The organism is Actinomadura logoneensis, from assembly GCF_003428695.1.
In the GTDB taxonomy this organism is placed as follows: domain Bacteria; phylum Actinomycetota; class Actinomycetes; order Streptosporangiales; family Streptosporangiaceae; genus Spirillospora; species Spirillospora logoneensis.
The window spans coordinates 1-11001 of the sequence record NZ_QURH01000993.1; the positions used below are offsets into that span (position 1 = coordinate 1).

An 11001-nucleotide genomic window follows, 5' to 3' on the forward strand; every position below is an offset into this window, starting at 1 on the left:
CCTCGTCCGGGTCGCGGCCGTCCACGGCCACGCGGCGGACGAGCGCGGCGGCGTCGGGCGCCCCGGCCGGGATCGCCAGGGAGCCGTCGGCGGCGAGCGTCATCCGCAGCGCGTCGTGCGTGTCCAGCAGGACGCCGAGCGCCCGGGCGAGCGCGTCCTCGCCGAGCCGGGGCGGGGTGCGCAGCAGGACGCTCTGGTGGAACCCGGAGACCGGGCCGCCCAGCTCCCGCAGCCAGCGCATGATGGGCGTCGCGGGGACGTCGCCGACCGGGTCGGCGGTCTCGGCGGCGGCCGTGTCCAGGACGGACACCGTGGCGGCCAGCTCGTCCACGGTCGGCCGCTGGAACACGTCCCGCGGGGACAGCGCGAGCCCCGCGGCGCGCGCCCGCGACACCAGCCGCATCGCGATGATCGAGTCGCCGCCGAGGTCGAAGAACCCGTCGTCCAGGCCGACCCGGTCCACCTCCAGCACCTCGGCGAACAGCCCGGCGAGGACCTTCTCGGCCTCGGTGCGCGGCGCCCGGTACGGGCGGTCGGCGGGGGCCGCGTCGGGGACGGGCAGCGCGCGGACGTCGAGCTTGCCGTTGCCGGTGAGCGGCAGCGTCGGGAGCACCAGGACGGCGGACGGCACCATGTACTCGGGCAGCGTGTCGGCCGCGGCCCGCCGCAGCGCGGCCGGGTCGGGCTCCGCGCCGGGGGCGGCGACGACGTAGGCGACCAGGCGCTTGACGCCCGGCCGGTCCTCGCGCGCGACGACGGCGGCGTGCGCGACGTCCGGGTGCCGGACGAGCGCGGCCTCGATCTCGCCGAGCTCGATCCGGAAGCCGCGGATCTTCACCTGCTGGTCCACCCGGTCGAGGTACTCCAGCGTGGCGCGCCGCGGTCGGCCGTCCCCGCCGGCGTCCCCGGCCGGGCGCAGCCGGACCAGGTCGCCGGTGCGGTACATGCGCTCGCCGGGCGGGCCGAACGGGCAGGCGACGAACGCGGCGGCGGTCAGGCCGGGGCGGCCGAGGTAGCCGCGCGCGACGCCCGCGCCCGCGACGTACAGCTCGCCGGGCACGCCGACCGGGACGGGGCGCAGCGCCCGGTCCAGCACGTACAGGCGGGTGTCGTCCAGCGCCGAGCCGATCGGCACGGACGGGTCGTCCGCCGAGACCTCGCCGCGGGTGTCGTGCAGGGTGACGTAGGTGGTCGCCTCGGTCGGGCCGTAGGCGTTGCGGACGGCGGTGTCCGGGCAGGCGGCCAGGACGCGCGCGACGGCCGCCGCCGACGCGGCCTCGCCGCCGAACTCCACCGCGCGCAGCGGCGCGAACGCGGCGGGCCGTTCGGCCGCGACCAGGTTGAACAGGGACGTCGTCGCGAACGCGTGCGTGACGCCCGCGTCGCGGACGGTCCGCTCCAGGACGTCGGCGTCGAGCATTCCGGGCGGGGCGACGACGATGGTCGCGCCGCCGAGCAGGGGCCGCCACAGCTCCAGCGTGGACGCGTCGAACGCGTGCGCGGAGTGCAGCAGCATCCGGTCGCCGGGCGCCAGCCGGGTGCGGGAGTCGGTGGCGAAGTCGACCACGGCCCGGTGGCTGATGCCGACGCCCTTCGGCAGGCCGGTGGAGCCGGAGGTGAAGATGCCGTAGGCGAGCTGGTCGGGGTGGACGGGCGCGAACCCGCCGCCGGGCGCCTCCGCGCCGTCCGCATCGCCGTCGGGGTCGTCCACGACGAGCAGGGTGATCCCGCCCTGGTGGGCGTCGGCGAGCCAGGGGTTGCGGTCCAGCATCACGCGGTCGGTGAGCAGGACGGACGCGCCGACGTCGCGTATGAGCCACGCCACCCGGTCCGGCGGGTAGGAGTGGTGGACGGGCACGTAGTGGCCCCCGGCCTTGAGGACGGCCAGCGACGACACGACGATCTCGGGCGACCGGTCCAGCAGCGTCGCGACCGGCGTCTCCGGGCCGGCGCCCAGCCGGGTCAGGCGGCGGGCGAGCCGGTCGGCGCGGGCGTCCAGCTCCGCGTAGCTGAGGCGGAGCGTCCCGTCGGCGCTCTCCAGCGCGGGCGCGTCCGGCGTCGCGGCGACGTGCCGGGCGAACACCCCGGTCACGGTCTCGGCGGGGCGTCCCGTCTCCGGCCCGTTCCAGCCGGTCAGGACGTCGGCGCGCTCGTCGTCGGACAGCAGCGGCAGGTCCCCGACGCGGGTCGAGGGGTCGGCGGCGGCCAGCGTCCGCAGGAACCGGACGTGCCGCTCGTGGTGCGCGGCGATCTCCTCGGCGGAGTACAGGCCGGGGTGGGCGTCCAGGTCGAACCGGGTGCCCCGGCCGTCCAGCCCGTCGTAGATGTTGAACGCGACGTCCTCGGTCAGGCCGAGGACCAGGGCGTGCGCGGTGGCGCGGCTGCCCGCGAAGTCCGCCGTGTAGTCGAACGGCATGATGTTGACGACCGCGCCGTACAGCCGCCGCCCGTCGGCGAGCAGGCCGAGGTCGCGGCGCAGGTCCTCGACGCGGTACCGCTGGTGCCGCAGCGCGCGGGCGGTCGCCCGGGACACCGCGCGGGTCAGCTCCTCGACGGTCAGGTCGGGGGTGACGGTGACCCGCAGCGGGACGATGTTGGACATCATCGTCGGCGTCGCGCGGGCCAGCTCGGTGGTGCGGCCGGTGACCGCGAGGCCGAGCACGACCTCCTCGGTGCCGGTGACGCGGGCCATGTACGCGGCGGTCGCGGCGATCGCCATCCCGGGGGTGGCGGTGCGCAGCCGCCGGGCGGCGACGGCGAGCTCGGAGCTCTCCTGTGGCCCGAGCGTGGTGGAGCTGCGCAGGAAGTCCATGCTCGGCGGGGCGGTCCGCGAGGTGAGCGTGACGATCTCGGGCAGGTCGGCGAACCGCTCGGTCCAGTACTCGCGGTCCTTGGCGAACCGCTCGGAGGCGCGGTAGGCGGCGTCCTCGGCGAGGTGCCCCCAGTAGTCGCCGCGCTCCTGCGGCTCGTACTCGCCGCCCTGGACGAGCCGGGTGTACAGCTCGGCGATGCCCGCGTTGACCATGGCCCCGGTGTAGCCGTCCACCGCGATGTGGTGCGCGCGCAGGTACCAGCGGTGCAGTTCGGGGCCGAGCCGCAGGAACCGCATGGTGTAGAGGCGGTCGCCGTACAGGTCCATGGGCGAGGCCATGTCGGCGCGGATCCAGGCGTCGGCGGCGGCGCGCGGGTCGGGTTCGGCGGAGAAGTCGAGAACGGGGAAGTATTCGTCGGCGTCGTCCTCGACGGTCTGGAACGGAATGCCGTCGCGTTCCACCAGCCGGATGCGCAGTCCCGGCACCTCGTCCTTGGCGAGTTCCGCGATGCGTTCGAACACCGCCGTCTGGAGAGGCCCCTCGATCTCGATGTACTGCGCGATGCAGATCGGCACGTCGGGATTGAGCTGCTGGGCGTACCAGACGCTCTGCTGCGCGGCCGAAAGCGGAACGAACTCGCTGGGGGACATCAAGTGGAACTTTCCCGGTCGAAGGGGGTCGGCGCTCCCGGGCGGCAGGGACGTCGCCCATGCCGGGAAGCCACGCGGAAATGCGAAAAGCGATGAACACGAAAACCGTCGGGTTGCGCCTTTCCCCTTTCCCCGCGCCCGTCGGAGGGTCTCGCCGGCCTTGCGCCCGGCCGTTGCGAGGACACGCACGTCACCGGGGGTTCCCGGCCGCGTGTCCGGACGGTGGCGCCGCTGCTTTCGCCCGGTGCCGAGTTCCCTCGACCCGCACCTCTACTCAGGAGTAGCAGGGGCTCAGTCAACCAGCCCGCCCACACGCCTCGCAATCCCCCCGAAAGTAGAACTTGACCTCTGCAATCACTCACGGAAGTGACAAATCCCAGCAGCTCGGGGCACGCGCCCTCGAGCACGGACGCGCAGGACGTGACAAAGGTTCACGACCGAAACAGGCCAGGGCGGATACGCTCAGTAGTCGAACTCGTGGACCACGACGGCCGCCGCGCCCACGCCCGGGTGCCGCTGCAGCACCGCCTCGATCTCGCCCAGCTCCATCCGGACCCCGGAGATCTTGACCTGCCGGTCCACCCGGCCGAGGTACTGCAGGACGGGCCGGTCCTCGCCGCCCGCGCCCGCGGGCAGCAGCCGGACGGCGTCGCCGGTCCGGTAGAGCCGGCCGGTGGGCGACTTCTCGAACGGGTCGCGGAAGAACGCGGCGGCCGTGCGGTCGGGGTCGCCCAGGTAGCCGCGCCCGACGCAGACCCCGCCGACGAACAGCTCCCCCACCTCGTCCACCTCGCACGCCGCCCACGTGTCGTCGGCGGCGCGGCGCAGCACGTACAGCCGCGAGTTGATGATCGGCGACCCGATCGGCAGCCGCAGCAGGTCCAGGTCGGGGGCGGTGACGGTGTGGTGGGTGACGTCGTCGGAGCACTCGGTCGGGCCGTAGGCGTTGAGCAGCCCGGCGTGCGGCATCGCCTCCAGCCAGCGCCGCGACAGCTCGGCGGGCAGCTCCTCGCCGGTCGCGATCATCCAGCGGAGCCCGCCGAGCGACCCCGCGGGCGCGTCCGGCAGGTCGTCCAGCAGGTGCCGGACCATGGTCGGCACCAGCTCCACGACGGTGACGCCGCGCGCGTCCACGGCGCGCGCGAAGGCCACCTGGTCGTGCGCCACCTCGTCCGGGACGATCTCGACCCGGCCTCCGACCAGCAGCGGGCACACCATCTGCCAGACCGAGATGTCGAAGCCGAGCGGCGAGGTCATCGCCAGCACGTCCGCGTCGGTCATCCCCAGGTCCACGATCTTGGCGTACAGGTGGTTGACCATGCCCCGGTGCTCCACCACGGCCCCCTTGGGCCTGCCGGTGGACCCGGAGGTGAACAGCACGTACCGGGGCTGGTCGGGCGACTCCAGCCGCGGCTCGCCGCGCCACGGCTCGCACTCCCGCGCCGCGTCCGCCGGGACGATCCGGCAGCCCGCGGCCTCGGCGCCCTCGCGCAGCGCGGCGGGCACCTCGTCCTCCACCGTGATCAGCAGCGCGGCGCCCGCCTGGTCCAGGACGTCCCGGACGCGGCCCGCCGGCCAGCTCCCGTCCGCGGGCACGTACAGCGCCCCGACCAGCTCCAGCGCGAGGAACGCGGCGAGCACCTCGATGCGGCGCTCGCCGCCGACGCCGACGACGGTGCCGGGCTCCACGCCCTCGCGTTCCAGCAGCGTGGCGAACCGCCGCGCCTCCACGGCCAGCTCGGCGTAGCTCAGCGAGCGCCGCCCGTCGGCCACCGCCGGACGGTCGCGCTCGGCCGCGAACCGCTCGACCCGGGTGATCACCGGGTCGTCGAGGTCGACCCCCCGGTCGCGGACCATGCCGTGCCGCGCGGCCAGCTCGCGGGCGCGCGCGACCTCGCCGGGCGGGACGTCCAGCTCCGGCAGCGCCTCGACCGGCAGCAGGCGGTCGCGGACCGGCAGCCCAGCGTTCATCGTCACCCTCCGTGATGTGGCGGCGCTCACCCGTCAGCACCGGAAAATCCACCCGATCCGAACGGGTTCCCGGGGCGGGAGAATCTTATGTCCGCCCCCGGCCACTCCTGCCGGGTTTCTATCGCATTACCACCCTACCGGCCGGTAAGACGGGGGTTGCGGCAGAACATGCTGCTAGGTACCGTGATGATCCGCCACGGTTCGACCAGATGATCGCGGCACAGTTCGGGGGAAGCCGGGAGAACGGCCGGAATTGCGTTCGAGCCATTCACACAACGGATCGGCGAGGGGCCTTCTCCGCCCTTTCGCCGCTTTGTCGTACCCGCTTCCGCCGGCCAACGAGATCGGTTTTCTCCCCAGGGTGGCAGCGTGCCCATCATCACCTCGCCGCAGGACTTCAACGTCGAGGACCTGTATGTGGACCTCGGTCCCGTGCTCGACGTTCCGCTGTTCCTCAAGTGCGAGGGCTTCAACTTCGCCGGCTCGGTGAAGCTCAAGGCCGCCGCCGCGATGGTGGAGGCCGCCGAGCGGGACGGCCTGCTGCGCCCCGGCTCGACCATCGTCGAGTCGTCGTCGGGCAACCTCGGCATCGCGCTCAGCATCATCGCCGCCGACCGCGGCTACCGCTTCCTGTGCGTCACCGACCCGCGCTGCAACCCCGCGTCCATGCGGGTGATGCGCGCGCTCGGCGCCGAGGTGCTGGTCATCGGGCACCAGGACGCCAACGGCGGCTACCTCGCCAGCCGCATCGCGCACGTCCGGCAGCTCTGCGCCGACCTCCCCGACCACGTGTGGCTGAACCAGTACGCCAACCGCAACAACTGGCTGGCCCACTACAACGGGACGGCCCCCGCGATCGACCGCCGCTTCCCCGACCTGGAGGTGCTGTTCGTCGGCGCGGGCACCACCGGCACCCTCATGGGCTGCGCCCGCTACTTCCGCGAGCGCGGCCGTCCGGTCACCGTCGTCGCGGTCGACGCGGTCGGGTCGGTCACCTTCGGCGGCATCCCCGAGCGGCGGATGGTCCCCGGCCTCGGCACCAGCGCCCGGCCCGCCCTGGTGGACGAGTCGTACATCGACGACATCGTGCACGTCCCCGAGGCCGACACGATCCGCACCGCGCACCGGCTGTCCGCGCGGGGCTTCCTGTTCGGCGGCTCCACCGGGACGGTCGTGTCCGGCGCGGCCCGCTGGCTCGCCGCCCGGCGCCCCGCCGGCGGACGCCGCCCGGTCGCCGTGGCCATCGCCCCCGACCTCGGCGAGCGCTACCTCGACTCGATCTACGAGGAGGGCTGGCTCGCCGAGCACTTCCCCGGCCTGCCGGAGGCCCCCGGCCTCGGCGTGCCGGACGCCGGCGTCCTCGGCGCCCGTCCCTGAGCGCCCACCGCCCGCACCCACCGCCCGCACCCGCCACCCGCGCCGGCCACCCGGCCACGGCCCGTCCGGCGCCCGTCCAGACCGTCCGTGAAACCCGTAGAGGAGCGCACCCTGATGTCCCAGACCCCGTCCTTCGCCGTGATCTCCGGCGCGCAGGTGCACGACGCCGTGCACGGCCGCGAACCCGAGGTCACCGCCATGGTCGAGGCCGCCTACCGGCTGCACGGCGAGGGCGCGACGGTCAACCCCGACTCCTACTTCCTGCGCTTTCCGGACCGCCCGTCCGACCGGATCATCGCGCTGCCCGCCTCGGTCAAGGGCGCGGTGAACGCGCACGGCATCAAGTGGATCTCCTCGTTCCCGGGCAACGTCGCCAACGGCGTCCCGCGCGCGTCGGCCGTGCTGATCCTCAACGACGCCGAGACCGGCTACCCGTTCGCGTGCCTGGAGTCGTCCATCATCAGCGCCGCCCGGACCGCCGCGTCCGCGGCGCTGGCCGCCGCCCGCATCGCCGACGCTCGCGGCGCCCGTCCCCGCCGCGTCGGCTTCTTCGGCGTCGGCCTCATCGCGCGCTACATCCACACCTACCTGGCCGCGAACGGCTTCGAGTTCGACGAGCTAGGCGTCTTCGACCTGAAGAGCGAGCACGCGGAGGGCTTCCGGGAGTACCTGGGACGCACCGAGACCGGCGAGATCACGATCCACGGTTCGGCGGAGGACCTGGTCGCCTCGTCCGACCTCATCGTGTTCGCGACGGTCGCGGGCGAACCGCACGTGCACGACCCGGCGTGGTTCGCGCACAACCCGCTCGTGCTGCACGTGTCGCTGCGCGACCTGTCCCCCGAGATCATCCTCGCGTCGTGCAACGTGGTCGACGACGTCGAGCACTGCATGAAGGCCAACACGTCCCCGCACCTGGCCGAGCAGCGCGTGGGCCACCGCGACTTCGTGGCGGGGACGCTGTACGACGTGCTCACCGGCAAGGTCGTCCCGCCCGCCGACCGGCCCGTCGTCTTCTCGCCCTTCGGCCTCGGCGTCCTCGACCTGGCCGTCGCGCGCCACGTGTACGACCAGGTCACGGCGGCCGGTGAGCTGCACGAGGTCCCCGGCTTCTTCCACGAGATGAAGCGCTACGGATGATCGCGCGGGCCGTGCCGGGAACCGGCACGGCCCAGGCCGGAACACTGGCCGGACATCCCTGCACGTCCAGGTGAGTTAACGGAGAGCGACGGGGAAAATACCAGCGGTCGTCACCGTCGGCAGGGGGAGGTTCCGACCATGCAGGAGACCGCCGCGAGGACCGTGGCCGCGCCCTTCACGATGGCGCCGTACACAGAGAACTGCGCGCGGCTGTGCGAGCGGGCCGAGCACCTGCTCCTGCGGGTCGGCCCGGAGACCGGGCCCCTCGGCAGGGAGCGGCTCTCGGCCCTGCTGCGCTGGGCGGGCACGGCGTTCGACCGCGTGGACGTGATCGTGGCGGACGTGTCGCTCGTGCACGTCCACCAGGCGCTCGGCCAGCCCCCGGAGAAGGCCAGGAAGAACGCGAACCACAGGGCGGCCAAGGCGTTCCGGCGGGTCTCGCGCGCCTGGGAGGAGGCGGGCGTCCCGCCGCAGCGGCAGCGCGTCCACCTGCTGTCCACCTTCCTGGACCACCCGGTGTACGCGCGGCTGCGCGCGGAGGCCCAGCGCGCGGTCGCCGAGGACCCCGCCCTCCGGGAGGTGTCCCTGCAGGCGGCCCGCAAGGTGCTGCGGACGTACCTGAAGGACCGGGAGCCCGACTTCGCGCAGGTGGACGAGGGGAAGAACCATCTGATCGCCGAGATGCCGTGGTGCCTGGACACTCCCGGCATCCTCGGCGTCCCCTCGTCGGTGACGCTCCACCCCCAGCGGCAGCCGCTGGCCGAGCTGATGTTCGCCTCACCGCATCTGACCGTCTCCCCCCGGCAGGGCCAGGCCGTGGTCCGGCCCCGGTTCGCCGCCGCACCGTCGTCCTGACGGTCTTCCCGGGCGCGGACGACACGTCCGCCCGTCCGACCCGTATGCTTGCCAAGCAAGCGTTTGGCCGCATTGCGTCGGGAGGCGGACGATGAGCCTGGTCGAGACCGAGGAGCTGCGGGAGCTGCGCGGCACCCTGCGGCGCTTCTTCGCCGAGCACGCGCCGGTCGGCGGAGCGGCGGCCGGGGCGCGGCGGCTGATGGCGACCCGCGACGGCCTCGACCGGGACCTGTGGCGGCGGATGGCCGGTGAGCTGGGCCTCCAGGGCCTCGCCGTGCCCGAGGAGCACGGCGGGTCCGGGTTCGGGGTGCGCGAGCTGGCGGTGGTGTTCGAGGAGATGGGACGCGTCCTGTACTGCGGCCCGTTCCTCGCCACGGCCGGGCTCGCGCTCCCCGCCGTCCGGGCCGCCGGGGCCGACGACCTGCTGCCCGGCATCGCGGACGGCTCGACCATCGCCACCCTCGCCTGGACCGAGGACGACCGCTGGGACGCCCCGCCCGCGATGACGTGCGAGGACGGCGTGCTCAACGGAACGAAGTCCTACGTCCTGGACGGCCACACCGCCGACCTGGTCATCGTCGCGGCCCGGCATCGCCGGGCGACCGCGTTGTTCGCCGTGGACGGCGGCGCACCCGGCCTCACCAGAACGCCGCTCCCCACGCTCGACCAGACCCGCAAGCTGGCGCGGCTCGACTTCGACCACGTCCCCGCCCGGCTCCTCACCGAGGACGGGGACGCCGCCCTCGCGCGCGCACGGGACGTGGGTCTCGCGCTGCTCGCGGCCGAGCAGGTCGGCGGGGCCGAGAGGGCGCTGGAGATGACGGTCGACTACGTCAAGGTGCGCAGGCAGTTCGGGCGGGCCATCGGAAGCTTCCAGGCCGTCAAGCACCGCTGCGCGGACATGTTCGTCCAGGTCGAGTCGGCGCGCTCGGCGATGCTGAACGCCGTCGGGACCGCCGACCACGCGCCCGCCGACCTGCCCCGGGCCGCCGCGCTCGCCAAGGCGTTCTGCTCCGACGCCTACTTCCACGTCGCGGCCGAGACGATCCAGCTGCACGGCGGCATCGGCTTCACGTGGGAGCACGACGCGCACCTGTACTTCAAGCGGGCGAAGGCGTCCCAGGAGATGTTCGGCCCGCCCGCCGGGCACCGCCGCCGGCTGGCGGACCTGGCGGGCATCACGGGTGCAGCGGCAGCCCCTTGAGGATCTTGTCCACCGGGTTGCGCGGGCCGTGCAGCGCGAGCCCGACCAGCGGCAGCCCGTCCGACGCCCGGGCGAGGACGGTCGCGCGGTTGTCGGCGTCGTTGCCGGTCTTGAACATGTCCTCGATGTAGACGGCCGCGCGGATGTCGTCGCGCGCGACCGCCCGCGCGTGGACGGCCGCGAGCTGCCCGGCCGAGGCGGCGTACACGAGCACGGGCTGGACGAACATCGGAAGGTAGCGGTTGCCGGAGGCGTCCTCGTAGGGCTCGCCGATGAGGGACGGGTCTCCCCCGGCCACCGCGCCGGACAGGAAGGCGGTCACGTTGAGCCGCTGCCAGGCGGCCAGGTCGTCGCGGACCACGATCCCGATCTTGGTGTTGGAGCGCATGGTGCGCAGCCTGCCGTGACCGGGCCGTGCGGTCTTGAACGCTGGTGCGCGACGATGGACCGGTGAACGGCGCTCACCCCGGGAACGGCGCGGACGGCACGGACGGCGCGGACGGCACGGACGGCACGGACGGCACGGACGGCACGGACGGCGAGTGGACGCGCTACTGGCGCGCGCCCGACCGCCCGGTCGAGGCCATGTACGCGCACTTCGAACGGCACGTCTACCACCGGCACAGCCACGAGTCGTACTCGTTCGGGGTCACCGAGGCCGGGACGCAGGCGTTCCGCTGCCGGGGCGGCGCGCACGCGAGCGTGCCCGGGATGGTCATGGCGTTCAACCCCGACGATCCGCACGACGGCCGGGCCGTGGACGCGCTCGGTTTCACCTACCGGATCGTCCACCTGGGTCCCGAGCTGGTCGGCGACGTCCTCGCGGACGCGCGGATCAGCGGCGGCGCGCCGCTGTTCGCCTCCCCGCTGGTGGACGACCCGGTCCTGGCGGCGCGGCTGCGCGACCTGCACGCCGGACTGCTCGGCGGCGCGTCCGCGCTGCGCCAGAACGAGCTGACCACGCGGGCCGTGGCGGCGCTCGCCCGGCGCG

At 73.9% G+C, this 11001-nt stretch carries 8 protein-coding genes; 5 read left to right on the plus strand and 3 right to left on the minus strand.

Annotation, left to right across the window (positions count from 1 at the left end; all coding sequences use genetic code 11):
• A partial coding sequence (locus tag DZF91_RS33945; RefSeq protein ID WP_117361131.1) for a non-ribosomal peptide synthetase occupies positions 1-3463 on the minus strand: 3463 nt, incomplete at its 3' end.
• Positions 3464-3925: 462 nt separating this feature from the next.
• A complete protein-coding gene (locus tag DZF91_RS33950; RefSeq protein ID WP_117361132.1) occupies positions 3926-5434 on the minus strand; it encodes an amino acid adenylation domain-containing protein in 1509 nt (502 codons plus the stop codon).
• A gap of 369 nt (positions 5435-5803) precedes the next feature.
• Here DZF91_RS33950 and sbnA point away from each other — a divergent pair, with 369 nt between their 5' ends.
• The 4 genes from sbnA to DZF91_RS33970 all read left to right on the plus strand — a co-directional run bounded on the left by sbnA (position 5804) and on the right by DZF91_RS33970 (position 10010).
• On the plus strand, positions 5804-6811 hold the full coding sequence (gene sbnA / locus DZF91_RS33955; protein WP_117361133.1) for a 2,3-diaminopropionate biosynthesis protein SbnA: 1008 nt from the start codon (positions 5804-5806) through the stop codon (positions 6809-6811).
• Between the two features lie 114 nt (positions 6812-6925).
• Entirely contained in the window at positions 6926-7951 is a 1026-nt protein-coding gene (gene sbnB, locus DZF91_RS33960; protein WP_117361134.1) for a 2,3-diaminopropionate biosynthesis protein SbnB, read from the plus strand.
• Between the two features lie 138 nt (positions 7952-8089).
• Positions 8090-8806 carry a tRNA-dependent cyclodipeptide synthase gene (locus tag DZF91_RS33965; RefSeq protein WP_117361135.1) on the plus strand — a complete coding sequence of 239 codons (717 nt, stop codon included), beginning with the start codon at positions 8090-8092 and terminating at the stop codon, positions 8804-8806.
• A 91-nt stretch (positions 8807-8897) separates the two neighbouring features.
• Positions 8898-10010 (plus strand): acyl-CoA dehydrogenase family protein, encoded by a 1113-nt coding sequence (locus DZF91_RS33970; protein WP_117361136.1) that lies wholly within the window; start codon positions 8898-8900, stop codon positions 10008-10010.
• On the opposite strand, the gene DZF91_RS33975 is transcribed toward DZF91_RS33970, so the two are convergent.
• Positions 9985-10398 carry a DUF2000 domain-containing protein gene (locus DZF91_RS33975; protein ID WP_117361137.1) on the minus strand — a complete coding sequence of 138 codons (414 nt, stop codon included), beginning with the start codon at positions 10396-10398 and terminating at the stop codon, positions 9985-9987. The genes DZF91_RS33970 and DZF91_RS33975 overlap by 26 nt on opposite strands.
• Before the next feature lie 62 nt (positions 10399-10460).
• On the opposite strand from DZF91_RS33975, the gene DZF91_RS33985 reads away from it, so the two are divergent.
• Positions 10461-11001, plus strand: a 541-nt coding sequence (locus DZF91_RS33985) for an AraC family ligand binding domain-containing protein (RefSeq protein WP_235834762.1), incomplete at its 3' end; no start/stop codon positions are given.

What these genes read in the sequence shown, in the direction of transcription:
- DZF91_RS33950 (WP_117361132.1), bottom strand. Translation starts at nt 5,434, where the DNA reads ATGAACGCTGGGCTGCCGGTCCGCGACCGCCTGCTGCCGGTCGAGGCG.
- sbnB (WP_117361134.1), top strand. Translation starts at nt 6,926, where the DNA reads ATGTCCCAGACCCCGTCCTTCGCCGTGATCTCCGGCGCGCAGGTGCAC.
- DZF91_RS33965 (WP_117361135.1), top strand. Translation starts at nt 8,090, where the DNA reads ATGCAGGAGACCGCCGCGAGGACCGTGGCCGCGCCCTTCACGATGGCG.
- DZF91_RS33970 (WP_117361136.1), top strand. Translation starts at nt 8,898, where the DNA reads ATGAGCCTGGTCGAGACCGAGGAGCTGCGGGAGCTGCGCGGCACCCTG.
- DZF91_RS33975 (WP_117361137.1), bottom strand. Translation starts at nt 10,398, where the DNA reads ATGCGCTCCAACACCAAGATCGGGATCGTGGTCCGCGACGACCTGGCC.